16 protein-coding genes and 1 other RNA gene are annotated in these 15,621 nt (G+C 37.1%); 11 read left to right on the forward strand and 6 right to left on the reverse strand.

Features of this window, described 5'->3' with window-relative positions; genetic code table 11:
- Nucleotides 1-213: 213 nt before the first annotated feature.
- Nucleotides 214-813: a M23 family metallopeptidase gene (locus WC747_02595; GenBank protein MFA5998879.1), complete on the reverse strand. Its 600-nt coding sequence runs from the start codon at nucleotides 811-813 to the stop codon at nucleotides 214-216.
- Nucleotides 814-1,117: 304 nt separating this feature from the next.
- Between WC747_02595 and WC747_02600 the strand changes: the two genes are divergently transcribed.
- Nucleotides 1,118-1,555 (forward strand): DciA family protein, encoded by a 438-nt coding sequence (locus WC747_02600; GenBank protein ID MFA5998880.1) that lies wholly within the window; start codon nucleotides 1,118-1,120, stop codon nucleotides 1,553-1,555.
- Nucleotides 1,537-2,571 carry a UDP-N-acetylglucosamine--N-acetylmuramyl-(pentapeptide) pyrophosphoryl-undecaprenol N-acetylglucosamine transferase gene (locus tag WC747_02605; GenBank protein ID MFA5998881.1) on the forward strand — a complete coding sequence of 345 codons (1,035 nt, stop codon included), beginning with the start codon at nucleotides 1,537-1,539 and terminating at the stop codon, nucleotides 2,569-2,571. The genes WC747_02600 and WC747_02605 overlap by 19 nt, the downstream gene beginning before the upstream one ends.
- A 2-nt stretch (nucleotides 2,572-2,573) precedes the next feature.
- On the opposite strand, the gene WC747_02610 is transcribed toward WC747_02605, so the two are convergent.
- The gene (locus WC747_02610) at nucleotides 2,574-4,334 is read right to left on the reverse strand and encodes a hypothetical protein (protein MFA5998882.1); all 1,761 of its coding nucleotides are present in this window, start codon (nucleotides 4,332-4,334) and stop codon (nucleotides 2,574-2,576) included.
- Between the two features lie 277 nt (nucleotides 4,335-4,611).
- Nucleotides 4,612-6,531 carry a PBP1A family penicillin-binding protein gene (locus WC747_02615; protein MFA5998883.1) on the reverse strand — a complete coding sequence of 640 codons (1,920 nt, stop codon included), beginning with the start codon at nucleotides 6,529-6,531 and terminating at the stop codon, nucleotides 4,612-4,614.
- A gap of 96 nt (nucleotides 6,532-6,627) precedes the next feature.
- Between WC747_02615 and WC747_02620 the strand changes: the two genes are divergently transcribed.
- Complete coding sequence (locus WC747_02620) at nucleotides 6,628-7,083, forward strand: hypothetical protein (GenBank protein MFA5998884.1); 456 nt, start codon at nucleotides 6,628-6,630, stop codon at nucleotides 7,081-7,083.
- Nucleotides 7,084-7,254: 171 nt separating this feature from the next.
- On the opposite strand, the gene WC747_02625 is transcribed toward WC747_02620, so the two are convergent.
- A complete protein-coding gene (locus WC747_02625) occupies nucleotides 7,255-7,509 on the reverse strand; it encodes a hypothetical protein (GenBank protein MFA5998885.1) in 255 nt (84 codons plus the stop codon).
- Nucleotides 7,510-7,742: 233 nt separating this feature from the next.
- On the opposite strand from WC747_02625, the gene rnpB reads away from it, so the two are divergent.
- Both rnpB and WC747_02635 read left to right on the forward strand, forming a co-directional pair.
- Nucleotides 7,743-8,118, forward strand: an RNA gene (gene rnpB, locus WC747_02630) — RNase P RNA component class A.
- Between the two features lie 34 nt (nucleotides 8,119-8,152).
- Nucleotides 8,153-8,875 (forward strand): PASTA domain-containing protein, encoded by a 723-nt coding sequence (locus WC747_02635; GenBank protein MFA5998886.1) that lies wholly within the window; start codon nucleotides 8,153-8,155, stop codon nucleotides 8,873-8,875.
- Here WC747_02635 and uppS read toward each other — a convergent pair.
- Nucleotides 8,872-9,540: a polyprenyl diphosphate synthase gene (gene uppS, locus WC747_02640; protein ID MFA5998887.1), complete on the reverse strand. Its 669-nt coding sequence runs from the start codon at nucleotides 9,538-9,540 to the stop codon at nucleotides 8,872-8,874. The genes WC747_02635 and uppS overlap by 4 nt on opposite strands.
- Nucleotides 9,537-10,163, reverse strand: a complete 627-nt coding sequence (locus tag WC747_02645; GenBank protein ID MFA5998888.1) for a hypothetical protein — start codon at nucleotides 10,161-10,163, stop codon at nucleotides 9,537-9,539. Before WC747_02645 ends, uppS begins: the two co-directional genes overlap by 4 nt.
- A gap of 139 nt (nucleotides 10,164-10,302) precedes the next feature.
- Between WC747_02645 and WC747_02650 the strand changes: the two genes are divergently transcribed.
- The 6 genes from WC747_02650 to WC747_02675 all read left to right on the forward strand — a co-directional run bounded on the left by WC747_02650 (nucleotide 10,303) and on the right by WC747_02675 (nucleotide 15,503).
- Nucleotides 10,303-10,965, forward strand: coding sequence for an HAD family phosphatase (locus WC747_02650; GenBank protein ID MFA5998889.1), 663 nt, complete (start codon nucleotides 10,303-10,305; stop codon nucleotides 10,963-10,965).
- Between the two features lie 41 nt (nucleotides 10,966-11,006).
- Nucleotides 11,007-12,389: a hypothetical protein gene (locus tag WC747_02655; protein ID MFA5998890.1), complete on the forward strand. Its 1,383-nt coding sequence runs from the start codon at nucleotides 11,007-11,009 to the stop codon at nucleotides 12,387-12,389.
- An 82-nt stretch (nucleotides 12,390-12,471) separates the two neighbouring features.
- The gene (locus WC747_02660; GenBank protein MFA5998891.1) at nucleotides 12,472-13,845 is read left to right on the forward strand and encodes a hypothetical protein; all 1,374 of its coding nucleotides are present in this window, start codon (nucleotides 12,472-12,474) and stop codon (nucleotides 13,843-13,845) included.
- A gap of 64 nt (nucleotides 13,846-13,909) precedes the next feature.
- The gene (locus WC747_02665) at nucleotides 13,910-14,230 is read left to right on the forward strand and encodes a glutaredoxin (GenBank protein MFA5998892.1); all 321 of its coding nucleotides are present in this window, start codon (nucleotides 13,910-13,912) and stop codon (nucleotides 14,228-14,230) included.
- Nucleotides 14,231-14,235: 5 nt separating this feature from the next.
- On the forward strand, nucleotides 14,236-15,174 hold the full coding sequence (locus tag WC747_02670; protein ID MFA5998893.1) for a zinc ABC transporter substrate-binding protein: 939 nt from the start codon (nucleotides 14,236-14,238) through the stop codon (nucleotides 15,172-15,174).
- Nucleotides 15,171-15,503, forward strand: a complete 333-nt coding sequence (locus WC747_02675; GenBank protein MFA5998894.1) for a hypothetical protein — start codon at nucleotides 15,171-15,173, stop codon at nucleotides 15,501-15,503. The genes WC747_02670 and WC747_02675 overlap by 4 nt, the downstream gene beginning before the upstream one ends.
- The last annotated feature ends 118 nt before the right edge of the window (nucleotides 15,504-15,621 follow it).

The raw sequence follows: 15,621 nt of genomic DNA on the forward strand, positions 1-15,621 counted from the left end.
AAGTACGGACTGCCTCTTGAATATCTTTTTCATTCTTACTCAAATCAGCACCCTTTTTGACATAGGCAACATCAAGCACTTCAAAGACTTCAGGAGCTATAAATTCACATCGTCCACATGTGATACAGCCAGGAGCTATCCAAACTTTTTTCATCTGACCCTAATTGGTAAACTGAGAAATATACTTTATAACCTTAGTTTACCAAACATTCGTTATTTTTGAAATTCAATCTCAGAACAGTATAAATAGATCAAAGGATCAAGACGTTTTCCGTCTTTAACGATTTCAAAATGAAGATGCGAAGGATCTTTACCGCGAACGTTTCCCGTTGAACCAACCAACCCGATAACCTCACCCTTGCGAACAGTGTCACCATAGCAAGCATGCATTTTATGCAAATGAGCATATCGAGTTAGAAATCCACCCTTATGCTGAACTTCTATAACATTACCATATCCAGGAACATTTTCTTCTACCCGCTTAACAATTCCACGAGCAGAAGCTTTAACCTGCGTACCTTTAACCGATGCCAAATCAACTCCGCCGTGATTCTTTACGACACCCTTATGCTTACGTGGTCCAAACAAAGAACTAACCCAAAACTCACATAAATCCACCGGCCAATCAAAAAGAACTTTTGACTTACCCGTAAAATTATCAATCTCGCAGAATTTATCAGCCTTATCTCTGAATTTAACTACAGACTCATTGCTGTATGCACAAACGTGATCTAGCTCTGAAAGCAGACCAGTTGATGATAATAAAAAACTTGAAACTATAACCAGCGTCTTAAGAAAATTTTTCTTTTCCATTGAAAACCCCTCCATTTACCCATGAGTATACTAATTCGAATCCTCAAAAAGCAATACCAGAAGGATTTTTTATTAATTTCTTCGACCAAATCTTTAGATACAAGCAGACAAGTAGAATTCTAAATAATGTTTGCACTCGATATCGCTAATATAAACGCTTCAAATTCAGCTAATTTTCTATTTTTATAAAAAACCATGAATATTTTTCTAAAACTTCATATACTAAACAAAAATAAGTTCGATTTAAAAAGTAAGAAAAATGTACCCGGATTCGCTTTCAGCTATGCCGAGGTTCGAGAAAAAAATGAATCATATAAAGAGTTTTTTACCAAAATTTATGCAAGCGCTTAACCATGAAAAGCAGTGGAAGCTGCAGATCATGAGCCAATGGAACACCATCATGGGTTCGCTGGCCAGCAAAGTTTCGATTTGCAAAATTTACAATAATTCAATCACTCTTGGCGTAACAGATTCATGTTGGATGCAAGAATTGAATCTTTTATCCGAACTCATTAAAGATAAAATTAATAAAACTTTAGACACACCGCGCATAGAGCTTATTCGATTTAAATATGTTTCACAGCACGCAGCAGGCTCGCAAAAAAAAGAACCTGTAGCGCCATTGCAACATAAACAAAAAATACTTACAGCCAAAGAACAACAAGCTTTATGCTGTATAAAAGATCCAGAACTATCTCAGGCTTTACAGGGGTTTTTACAAACATGTCACCGATTCTCTTAAATGCCGCCATGACTATTTGCTTTGTTGCTGGAAAATCAGGCGGACATCTTTTACCATGCATCACCAAAGCCGCACAGATAAAAGCTGAGCATCCAACGGCTCAACTGTATATTTTTTCATCTGGTGGCGACCTGGATAAAACAATCATCGACAAACATAAAAATTTGCAACATTACATTCCAACAACGCTGGACAATCCACCCTACCAGCAACCTTGGTTGCTTCCATTCTTTGCTATAAAAACTGGTTGGTACTTCTGCAAAAGTTTTTACAAACTAGCAAAACTAAAACCACAAAAAGTTATTAGCTTTGGAGGATTCATTTCCATCCCCGTATGCATGGCTGCAAAATGTTTAGGTATACCGTTTGAAATATATGAACTCAACGTTGAGCCGGGAAAAGCAACAGTATTTTTAGCCAAGTTTACACAAAGCGTGTACACCTGCTTTGACTCAACCAAAAAATATTTTCCCAAAAATACCTGCATTCATTTTGACTATCCAATTCGCTTCACAGCGAACGATAAAGTTTTTGACCGCCTCGCATTACTTGAACAGTACAGCTTTTCACCAGACCGCAAAACTATTTTAATTTTGGGTGGTTCGCAAGGTTCGATACTCCTCAACGATGTCATGAAAGAAACTATTCAAAAATATCCAGAACTTGCCGGTAAAGTTCAGATCATTCATCAAACTGGTCAGAGCGATCCGTTTGATTACGCTGCATTGTACCGTGAGCATAAAATACCTAGCCAAGTGTTTGGGTACCATGAAAAATTACAGGATTTTTATAATCTTGCCGATTTAATTATTTCACGAGCAGGAGCTGGAACGCTCTTTGAAATTAAATTTTTTGGAAAAAACTGCATCACTGTACCTCATGAAACTGCTAACACAAATCATCAGATTAAAAACGTCTTAGAGCTTCAGATAGAGAATCCAGAACAGTTTAAAATTATCAAACAAGCTGATTTTACGCCTGAAGTTTTGTGCGAACAACTGAAAAAACTTTTTTGATTTTACTTGCTCGCTTTCTTCTTAAACCCATTCGATGTTTTTTTCGAAGCACTTGCTGCAGGTATCGCAGTAGTTGATGCAGGTGCAACAACTGACGTTGTGTTCGTTGTCAATGCTGCAATTGGTGCTGGCATACCAACAGGAGCAGTACCACTCAGCGTAGATGCATACAAATTTGAAACTGCAACGTTTGGAAGATTTTCTGCATTTTGAAGTGATGGATTAAGCTGATAGTAATTCGCTGTTGATCCAACTCCCTGCGGTAAAAAGACATCGCCACCTAGTAAATATCCTGTTACGCCTGACACTGGATCTTTAATCTGACCTTGATTTAGCTTTAAAGCTCCTGCGGTAGCTTGCTGTAGCAGAAGATTGGAAGCTTGAGGAGTTTTTGCCGTCGATCCTTTTGTAGCTGCTTGAACTGCTTGATTTGCATACTGCATTTGTTTTACTGATTGCTGTTGATACGCGGCAGTCATATCTGAGCCAATGATACCATTTAAAAAACTCTGAACAAATGCTTGAGCTTTTACGTCATCTGTTTCATCTACGTAAATAAAATAAAGCTGTAGTTTTTTTTCTACTTCTGGACGAGTAATGATAAATTGCCCTGCAGAACCAACTGCAACGTTACCTAAAATATTTTGATCGGTATTTGTTGTCGAAGGCGTAAGAAGTGAAACTATCCATACTTTTCCCGGCAGGTCTAGGTAGTTTGATGCTGTAAGACCTTTTTGCTGCTTTAACATTTGCGTTATAGATTGAAACCAAAATACGCACGATATTGGCGTAATGTCACAAACTCGCCCCATTGCTACATCATAATTTCCGGGCATTATTCCCTGCATATCCATACTGAGTGGTCCACCAGCATCTTGATACATTTCTAAGACATAGGTCTTTCCATCAAAGATCTGTACGGGCAAATTATACGTTTTTAATAATTGCTTTGTTGTAACGTCAAAAAGTCCTATGGTTCCAGGGATAAGTGACGACTCAGGAGCCGCATTGTAAAGAGCAAATGAGTCTTTTGCAACAAGAGCAAAAAATTGACACGTCGTAGAAGTCATGGTTGTTGCATTGGCTTGATTGATGTAACCAACATAATAATCTTGATCGGTACTATTTCGTAGCGTTAACGATGAAAGATTTGAGCTTAATTTCACTCCTGGATCAGTTTTAGATCCTGCAGCTTGTGGAGTATATCCACCCAAATATTCTGCTTTCAACGCATGAACATATTTCCCACCCTGTAACTCTTTACCCATGTACGTACGGAAATAATTCATGGTGGTTGAATTTTTTTCTTGTAATTGAATTGCGTCTTGCAAGTACAAAACATCAGAAGACATCTGATAGGGCATATGATTTGAAGGTTCAGAATTAGAAGATTTAATAAAAAGTTCGAAATAATAATCTACAGGTGCAGGCGTTTTATAGATACCAAATGGAGCAATGCCCTCTTTGCTTGGAACCCAACTCCATCCTTGCGCTCTAGGAAAAGTACCACCCATGATTGAAACCAGTCTTTGCATGCCGATGTACACAGGCAATGGTGAATCATTGTACACCGAAAAACTATACACATAACCCGTTGGTGGCGCTCCAAAAGCTTTACCCATTCCTTCCCACATAGAAGCCTTAAACAGAGGAAAGTTTTCTATGGCACTTCCAATACCCTTAAACGTATCTACAAAGCTTTCAGCGCGCAGCATACATGGTATAAAACAGAGAGAGAAGACAAGAGATCGCTTATTATACATACTTTTCCTTTTTTTAATTTTTACTCTAGCTCAATCAGAAAATAAATTGAAAACAAATCTGCTTGTCCTAACCAAACCTACAGAAGCTTTCATCCCACCGTCGTTCGTCCCGAGTGTTTTGCCTTAGCAAAATGTATCGAGGGATATATGAAAATCAAAATTTTTTCTTGCTTCAATTCTCTTTTACCTTATCCCTCGATACAATTTCTTCGAAATCACTCGGGACGAACGACGGGGTGAGGATTTTATAAATCATTAAGAATTTCCTAATTCAAGTCTACTCTAACAACAAAACTACGTCAGGATTGTTTTTATCGGTAGTCCATTGTCCAGTTTTCCAATCGATTGCAACTTCATGAAGTCCAGGATCATAATAGAATTCTGTTTTCTTTTTTTCAATTTTCTTTTGTTCATCTCTGCTTGCCTCAACCCCATCATGGAATCGGAACCAAATAGGAAAAGCTGTTTTCGAACCGTATATATTTTGTCCCAGCGATTGGTTATCATCACAGCCAGTATAAATTGCCGTTGTTAATTCTGGCGTTGCTCCACAAAACCAACAGGTTCGTGAATCATTGATCGTTCCAGATTTACCCAGAGCTTGTCCGCCAAACCACTTTACCCCCATGACTTTTTTTAACCGCTCGATACCAAACGTCAATACTCGAGCAACCTGAGACGCAACCTTAGGATCCAAAACTTGCTGTTTTACCACTGAGCTTTTATATATTTTTTTGCCCATACTGTTTTTCACCCAACGTAAAAAATGTGGCTGCACATATTTTCCATGATTGACCATCACGTTAAAAGATCCAACCACTTCCATGACCGTTACATCAACACACCCTAAAGCTAGCGACGGATACGGTGGCATAGGAGCAGTAATATGACACCTTTTTGCAAGATCAATAACGTTTGAGACGCCAGTCTGCAGCAACGTTTTAACTGTTACCGTATTGTTGGAATGAGATAATGCATAGGCCCTGGTCATAGAACCACGAAATTTTTTGTCATGATTTTGAGGACGCCAAAGTGTCGCTGCCTGCATCAACTCAATCGGTTCATCAATCTCAACATCAGAAAAATGTAACCCTTTTTCAAGCGCTGCCCCGTACACAAACACTTTGAACACAGACCCCATTTGTCGATGTGCCTGCATTGCACGATTAAATTTCGATTGTTGAAAGTCAAAACCACCGATCATTGTTCGTATTTCTCCTGTTGCAGAGTCAATTGAAACAAGTCCTCCATCAACATCTTTATGCAGAGTCTGCTTTAAAAATTGTATGTGGTTAGTAAATGCTTTTTGACACGATTTCTGCATTTCGATATTGAGCGTTGTTGCAATAGTGAGCCCACCACTATAAAGCATTTCTTTACCAACTAAATCTTCAAGAAATATTCGTATAGTTTCTTTTAAATGCGGAGCAATGACATTGCTTTCTGGATCTTTTACGTTTAAATCTTGAGCAATCGATTGTTGGTATTGGCCCGCATTGATCATTTTAAAATCTTGCATCATGCGCAAAATCATATTGCGGCGTTTGGTTACTGCAGTTGGTGCATGTATTGGTGAATAAAACCGTGGCGAACGCATGATACTTGCAAGTGTTGCAGCTTGCTCTATCGTTACATCGGCAATATTTTTATCCCAAAATCGTTGTGCTGCTGCCTGCACTCCATAAATTCCATAACCAAAATAAACATTATTTAAATACGCTTCTAAAATCTGTTCTTTGCTCCATTGACGTTCAACCAAAATAGCATAAAGTTGTTCTTTAATTTTTCTGCTAAAAGTCTTATCTGAGTGAAAAAAAAGCAACTTTACGAGCTGCTGGGTAATGGTGCTTGCACCCTGTACTTTTTTTCCTCGATATAAATTTACAAGAATTGAACGTAAAATTCCGCGAAATGAAATTCCAGGATGTTGGAAAAAGTCTCTATCTTCAGTAACCAAGAAAGCTTGTATCAAATGCTCAGGCATTGTTTCGAGTAAAACATATTTCCGCTTATCAGATTGAAACCGTCCCCACTCATGTCCCTGCTCATCCAAAAGAATAGAAGGTTTACCCCGCATATCTTGTTGCAACGCAGAAAAATCAACCGTATGATTATGGAGAAAAAAACAGCCGAATCCCAAAAAGAAAACAGCTAAAAAGAATAATGTGAAAATTATTTTTGAAAGAAAAGTACGCATGAATAGCAATATTTTTAAATTTAAGATAAATATGTTTTACTATAACATATATTTATTTGATTTCGAAATTATGGCTGCTAGAAAAGATTTTATTAAATGAAACTTTATTTTAAAATTTTTATTAAATCACTCGCACTCATTACCCTTTTTTGTCTGCAATTGTGTCTTTTGCGCTTTGAGCACAGCCCTATCGTGCAACCACTGCTTATCGCTTACGCATACATATTGTTTACCAATGCTTCCATAGTAACCCTTGCTGCTTTGTTGTTTTTCCTTGACTGCCTAACTTTTATGTACACGGGCATGGCAGGATTAACCTTCATTTTTTTAATTCCTTTGTCATGGTTCCTGCTTAAAACAAAAAAAGATTTGTACAATAAAGTCGCTGGCCCATGCTTTCTTATTTTTTCATATGAACTTTTTTACATGGTTATATTTTTTATATTTTTAAAATACCCACTGCATCCACTTGCCCTACTTTGGGCAACGATCGTAAATTGCTGCATATTTGTCGCTATATGGCGCATTGCAAATCAGCCATTTCACGATTAAAGACCCAGGCTTCGCTTCCAGCTTCGCCGAGGCAAGCCAACAAAAAAGCCTCAATTACCACTCGTCATCCCCGACTTGATCGGGGATCCAGCATGAAAAAAGTTTTTGTCCTTATAAAACAAAAAAGCCGTAATTTCTTACGGCTTTTTTAATTCAATTTTTCAATATGATTTAGAAATCGTATTCTTCGTCTAATTCTTGGTTTGCAATGTAAGCATCTACTGCTTTAGTTGCAACAACAGCAGCAACTGCTGCAAAAACCATAGCGTAGTATGGATTGTTTCTGATTACTGCGTCTAAGCTAGATGGTGCATTTTTGATGAAAGCTGGGCAAGAAGGCAATGCAAATCTTGATGGTTTCGCTTCAGAAGGCAAAACTGCTGAGCTCATTGCTACAAGTGAAACTAAAAGTACTAATTTTTTCATGTGTTTCCTTTTAAAAAACTATTAGAAATTTCTTTGAATTTACTCTCTGGGTCTTGATCGTAGCCATATTATCAAAGAGGACCCCTTTGTCAAGAAAACAGACAAAGTATAAAAAAACAGCCCCTTAGCAAACGATTTATTGAATCGATATTTTTGACTTTAACAGATAGGTAACCCCTTTGATTTCGACATCTCTTGTGCTACACTACTAATAACTCAAAAATATAAAAGAATTGGCAGACTAGGCAATCGCTTGTAAGTTTACTTACGAGAGGAAAGTCCGGACTCCCTTCAAGCATGGTGCCTTAGGAGACCCAAAGGGTTGAAAAACCCCCAAGTTTAACTAAGGGAAGTTAGAAATAATTTACGGAAAGTGCCACAGAAAATAACCGCTTTCAATTGAAAGATTGAGAGTAAGGGTGAAAATGTGTGGTAAGAGCACACGGATTAATGTAGTAATGCATTAGTATAGGCAAACCCCACCAGGAGCAAGACAAAGTATGTAAGCAGGTCGCTTGATACCGTACTTACGGGTATGTCGCATAGATAAATGGTTGCCACTGCAAAGCAATTTGCAGCACAGAATCCGGCTTATTGTCTGCCATGTTTTTTTATATCACTCTCTTTAAGAAAAGATCGTTAGATGAAATTTTTACAGCATTTCAGTCAATTTCAAAAATATCTCCTGCCTCTCGCTCCGTTCATATGCTTTTTTCTAGGCTACGTGTTATGCAACCTGCTCATTGGCAATAAAACATACAACACTCCCCAGCTCATTGGATTATCACTTCACCAAGCTGTTGAGCAAACGTCTCCGTATCACATTACTATTCAGCTTATCGCTGAAAAAGATTGTCCAGGAGCAACCCCGGGGACAATTATTAGTCAAAAGCCATCCCCTGGTCGCTTAATAAAATCGCACCAATCAATTTTTGTAGTGATTACAAAATTACCCCAATCAGCACTTGCTCCCGAGTTTTTAGGAAAATCGCAAGAAACAATAGAGCTCATAAAAAAAGAAACTAATGTAAAGCTTAAGACGTATGGGCTACAATGCAACGCTCCAAAGGGAAGCTGCATTGGACAAATTCCACAATCAGGCCAGCCAATTGTTGATAAAAAAATTATTGCTTATACCGCTCAAGACAAGACCAATAAATATATTATGCCTGACTTGGTTTCAAAAGATCTGCTGCAGGTTGTAGAATTTTTGAAAAATCACAATTTAAACGTTCAAGTTTTTCATAAAAATCAAAAACTATCATCGCCATACAAACAAGATTTAATTATTGTTTCTCAAAAGCCACTAGCTGGCTCTATCATGAGCTTGCAAGAAAATGCAATTATTCAATTAGAAGTAAATTAAGATCCGAAGTTTTTCTTTGCTTGAACCGCTTGCTCAAGAGTTTGATGCAATAGTTCCTTGGTCAAATCTGGCCATAAACAATCTAAAAAATTAATTTCTGCATATGCTGACTGAAACGATAAAAAGTTACTTAAGCGACGCACTCCGCCAGTCCGAATAATAACTTCAGGATCTGGAATATCACCAAGCCATAAATATTTTTTAAAATTATCAATCGTTACAGTTTCTACCTTGTCTTGTATCAACCGTTGCACAGCAGCTAAAATCTCTTGCTGTCCGCCATAACACATCAAAAAATTACATTGCAGGACTGTGCATGCTTGTGTTGCAGCTTCTATTTTTAAACAAACGTTTTTCGTTTGATCAGGCAAAGAGGAAATATCTCCAACAAACCTAACCCTAACTCCCAATTTTACAAATTCTTCAATGCGTGATTGCGACTCGTCAATCAAAGCAAAAAGATATGAAATTTCAGTTTGCGACCGTTTAAAATTTTCAAGAGAAAAAGTGTACAAAGAAAGATAAGAAATTTTTTGCTCAATACAGTAGTTGATAACCATTTCAATAGTTTTTGCACCCTGTCTATGCCCTAACCAAGGAAACATCCCTTGTTTTTTTGCCCAGCGACGATTTCCATCCATAATCAAACCAAGATGAGAAATCATACTTCACCCTGCAATCGAGAAATCGTAAACCAATTTTTAAAATTAAATTGTTTAAAGCAAGTCACAGCGCTGTCAAAAGTAACGATTCCGCCTGCAATCAGCAATCGTTCACACAAAACAACCGGTATTAAACCAATCCAAATCGGTGCAGGTATGGCATGGGTGTACAACCAAACAACCGAACCAACGCCATGAGCAACAAATGATGCGCTCAAAGCACGACTGTATTTCGAGTCTTTCAAAAAATAAAGAGCCATGGGAATTAGCCAGTACAAGCTGTAACACCATGCAACTCGTCCAACGTCATGACCTACAAACAGAATCATGCTTATCGCTGGCACAACTATTGACGTTATAACCTCACGCTTTTGAAAGGCTCTGCTTGCAAAAAAAAGTGGTGTTCTATGAACTAAAAACAATAAAAGTGATGCTGTTGAAAATATACTTGTCGATAGAAAAAATAAAGATACCCAACTTAGACCATAATGTTGAGCGATAACCGGAGCAACCATGGAGGACAAAGAAAAGGTTGCGTGAACTGATCCGATAATCCAATTAAATGGTACAAGTCGAGCACAAAGAGTTAAAAAAAAGACTGGAAAAATTTTTAGATTTTTTTTCATAAAGCTTTACTTATTTTTATGATAATCTATTTCTTATCATAATTGTACTATGATCTATACCCATTGTACAGTAACACAAATTACCAATTTGATGCGAAATATCTGAGCAAGACTTAGACGTAACAAGAAAGGATTAGAAGTGAAATATAAAGCAATGATTTTTGATATGGATGGCACCATTATAACCACAGAAAGTGTGTGGGAAGAAACAACGAAGCAACTACTGAAAGCCAAAGGGAATTTAAGCGACAAAGAATGCCAAATTGTTATGCCCATGATGAAAGGAGCTTCTTTGTATGCGACATGCGCTTTCATCAAAGAAACCTTTAACACTAAAGAATCAATCGAAGAACTTATAGCTGAAAAAGAACGTCTCGCATTTGGAAGATTTTCAAAAGAAGCACAGCTTATCGAAGGCTTTGATCGCTTTCATAATAAATTGCAAACTTTAGGTCTCAAAACAGCAATTGCAACAAATGCTAATCAACGATCTGTTGATAGAATTTTAAAACATGTACCTCTCGATCAATTTTTTAAGCATCATATTTATTCAATCGACATCGTCAATAGAATGTACAAACCATTTCCTGATATTTATCTTCATGCAGCAGCACAGCTCAACATAGATCCAAAAGATTGCCTTGCTATCGAAGATTCAGCTCATGGAATTACTGCGGCAAAAGCTGCTGGTATGTTTTGCATTGGCATCAATACTGGTCTCGATCGCAATGCGATTGCTCATGCAGATCACATTATTGAAATGTATGATGATTTAGACATTGAAGCGTTGCTTAAGCTCTAAAAAATTTAATTATTAAAACCTATTAACCAAAAGTAATGAATATGATTATTGATCAAAATTTATTTTTTTCTATCCTGATTGGCCTAGCTCTTTTTTATCTTGCTTTAGGCATATGGTCTGCGCGTGGCGTTAGAACTCTTCAAAACTATTTTTTAGCTGATAGAAACCTTGGCGTTATCAAGTTAACTTTTGCTCTCATCGCAAGCCAGCTTGGCAGCGGCATGATCCTGGGAACTGCGTACCGAGCATATCACGTTGGTTTTTGGGGACTGCTCTATTCCATAGGCATGAGCCTTGGTTTTATTATTTTAGGACTTGGTCTGGCTTCGCGCATGCGAGCTTTAAATGTCAACACGACTGCCGAAATTTTTGAAACTATTTATGGCTCATACTATTTAAAATTGATTGCTTCAGCGCTTTCTGTCGTAAGTTTATGGGGTATTTTGTTAGCCCAAATTGTGGCATCAAAATCATTATTCCTCGGACTTAAAATTACAGACCCTTATGTATTGATCAGCTGCTGGATGTTTCTTATTTTTTACAGCATGCTTGGTGGTCTGCATTCAATTGTGATTGTTGATGTCGCACAAGTACTTTTCATTTCAGGTGTTTTTTCATTTTCATTTTTATCTTTAGGCTCTGCAGCATCAACTATGACAAATCTGCCAAGGCTTGCTCTCATTCAAGATTATTTCTATGACGTTAAGCCTGACTTATGGAGCTTTTTGCCAATACTTTTTATCCCAACTCTTTTTGCTTTAATCGAACAAGATTTGGCTCAAAAATTATTTGCTGCTAAAACACGTGCTACAGCAACCATCTCTGCTTTTCTTGCCGGTATATTTTTAATAGTTTTTTCCATCATTCCAATATTTTTTGGAATACTGGCTAAAATAAAACATGTCATAATTCCAGAAGGTGGAAGCCCTCTTGTTGCCGCCCTTTTTTTCATATCAAGTAAAACCGTTTTCATGCTTGCAATGTGTGGTATCATGGCAGCAATCACTTCAACAGCAAGCTCTCTTTTGTGTGCCATCAGCTCCAACGTTGTGCAGGACTTTGGCAACTTTTTACCGCTTGAAAATCACAAATTAACAACAACCAGATTTATTTCGTTTTTAATTGGAATCAGTGCCCTCACAGCGTCTTTTTATACGAGTGGAGATATTTTATATATCTTAGAAAATAGTTATCGAGTTTCTGTTATCTGTCTTTTTGTGCCAACTGTGATCGCATATTTTGCAACATCATTGTACAAGCAAGCGGCTTGGACCTCTGTACTATTTGGAGTTGCAGGACTTATTGGAGTGCAATATTATCCAATGAGTTTGATCATGAAAGATGTTATTCCGTTAGCTCTCTCTTTAGGTGGTTATATCTGTGCGTACGTTATCGTTTGGACAAAAAAACAACTATCTCTTTAAATTTTAAGCGATAGCCAAGTATGGTTAAGGTATGTTTAGTAAAAATAATTATCGTAAAGACCCTTCTAAAAACAGGTATAATATGAATAATGCAAAATTGTTTATTTTATTATTACTAGCTAGCCAGCACAGCATCAACACATCAGAAGGTGAAAAGGCAACTGACAGCAAAGATCTTTGGGTCACCGTATTTATTCATGGATCATTTTCACTACGCCCGCATCTTAACCTACGAAACATTATAAAAATGCTTACTGATTCAATCGAAGAGTCAGTGTACTATCGATCGACTGAAATTAATCGTCGGGATCCATTCTTTTACAAAAACCAAGCAATAGCTGGACTCGGCTTGCATAGAATTGACATTGATCATCCGCACAACAATGCCGCAGCTCCTATCCTTGCTGCCTCATTTGAAGAAGTTTCAAAGCAGGCAGGAAACCAGCCTTCTAATCAATATTATACGTTTGGTTGGAGCGGACTAGTCAGTAACAAACTTCGATATCTTGAATCAGCGTTTTTACATCAAGACCTTGAAGCATTAATTAAAAAACTTAGAAACGAAGGTCATCAACCAAAAATAAGACTCATCGGTTATAGCCATGGTGGTAACCTTGCGCTTCAGCTTGGCGCACTACATACAACCAAACCAATATCGAAACAATTTAGCATTGACGAGTTATTATTAATTGGAACACCTATCCAAGTTGAAACTGATTACTTAATCAACAGTTCAATTTTCAAAAAGGTTTATAATTTTTATTCTCGAGCAGATCACGTTCAAACGCTTGATTTCTTTTCGTTTAAAAGATTTTTTTCACGAAAAAAATTTTCAAGGCGCCGTAATTTTACGTTGCCTGAAAAACTAACCCAGGTCAGGATTAAAATTACTGAATATGAACCGAAGTCAAATAAAGATATTTTTGATACTTTGCCGCAAGATCCAAAAGTTCTCAAAAAGTGTTTCAAAGAGCTTAATTACGATCCAGGACATTTTGAATTATGGTTTATGGGTTGGACTATTTTAACATATCGAACAACATTTCCACTTCAACCACTGCCAGTTTTAACGTTTTTACCTATTTTCTTAAAATATATTCAAATAAACCCAGATACGCCACACGATCTCGTTGCTCATATCAAACCCCAATTCAATACGATTGAATTAATGCCATACCACACCTACAAAAAACATTTTAGAGCAAAGTTTCCTTTTATAGATACAGCATTATTAAAACATATGACGCACCATGCTTCAAAGTTTGTTCCTGATGATTACAACATTAATATCTACAATCAAAAGGTGTATGGAGCTATAAACATTGCTGAATATGAATGGAAAGAAATTAGACGATTGTTCATGCTTGAACAAAAAAAGAAACTACAATTGCCCGCTTCTTTTAATATGAACATACATGATTGTGCTTACAAAGGGCACCTTCCTGCCGCTGCTTGACCTCTAAAAATTGCCGTGGTACGGTAAACAGCAGTAATAACCAATCACCAAAACAAGGAGTTTTATGAAGAAAACATTATTTTTTGCAACACTTATCTGTGGTCTATTTTTAGCATCAACTCTTGAACTAAAAGCTGCGCCATCAAAAAAATCTATTAAACTATACACCACTAAAAATTGTGGTTACTGTCACAAAGTGATTAAGTTTTTAAAAAAAATAAAACACTATGATGACGTAATTATAGTTGATGCAAATGAAAAGTATGATGAACTTGTAAAATTAAGTGGCGGCAGCCAAGTTCCTTTTCTGCACGATGAACAACGATCAGTAACAATGCTGGAAAGCGATGACATCATCGAATATTTTAAAAATCGATTTAATTAATAATAATGCAATTTAAACATCTCGCTGTAACACTCTCGCTTATATTCATTTTTACTGTGGCTTTGTTTTGGATTTTCGTCACTGACAAAGCTCCGAAAAATTCGTCCAAGCCTCTTGTTGTATGCACGACAACCATCATTGGTGATGCAATCAAACAGATAGCAGGCGACACAGTAGATCTTGAAGTTTTAATGGGACCAGGTGTTGATCCTCATTTGTATAAACCAATTGAGCAAGATGTGTATAAAATTTCTCAAGCTCATATTATTTTTTACAATGGACTGCACCTGGAAGCTCGCATGGGCGACCTTTTTGCCAAAATGGCTACCATTAAAAAAACAGTTGCCGTCTGCCAAGATATGCCACAACATCTTTTAATTAAATCCACAGAGCATGCAGAGTTTACAGACCCCCATGTTTGGTTTGATCCTCGGTTATGGAGTTGCGCCGTTGAAACAATCACATGCGTACTGCAAGAAAATAATCCAGAGCATCATGATTTTTATGAACAAAATAAAAAAGACTTTTTAGAAAAACTTAATACGATCTACCTTTCAACGCGAGCGGCTATTGCAAAAATTCCCCAAGAAAGACGAATTTTAATTACAGGTCATGATGCATTCTCATACTTTGCGAAAGCATATGATTGTGAAGTAATTAGCTTGCAAGGGATTAGCACAGCAAGCGAAGCTGGCACCAAGGACGTTCAACATCTTATTCAGTTTATTTACCTTCATGCAATTCCAACTATTTTTGTAGAAACTTCTGTTCCATCTCGCAATATTCAAGCATTACAGCAAGGAGTCAGTGCTCTTGGTTTTGATGTACATATTGGCGACGAACTTTATTCAGATGCGCTTGGACCTGTTGATAGCCCACAGGGTACCTATCTGGGCATGCTACAATCAAACGTTAACGCAATCGTAAAAGGACTGCTACAATGATGAAAAAAATACAAAAGTTTTTAATTTGTTTATGCATAACGCATGCTTCAATTATTTTTACATCATCAAGCATAGAAACTTCAGAAGCAAAGTTACTGTGGAAAAAACCAACACCACTCGATCCTGAGCTATTATTAGAATATACTAGAAAAGAAAAAGCTGAAATAGAGCAGGAAAGATTAAATCTAACTAGAACTTTAGAAACTATAAAACAACGGTCAACTGCTAGACAAGAAGCCATTAGTAGACAAGAAGAAGAAGAAATTGTCAGACAGCAAGAAAAAGAAACTGTCAGACAAGAAAAAGCTTTCAAACAATTACAGCAATAAGATACGATTCTGCAGCAACAAGAATTAATAGAAAGGCTCAAAAGAAAGTGTCCAGAAATGTTTAGGCGTAGAAAAACGGAGTGACTTATTTTTCTAAAAAAGTAAGTCTTATGTAGGA

It is taken from the genome of Candidatus Babeliales bacterium, from assembly GCA_041660205.1.
Classification (GTDB): Bacteria; Babelota; Babeliae; order Babelales; family Chromulinivoraceae; genus JACPFN01.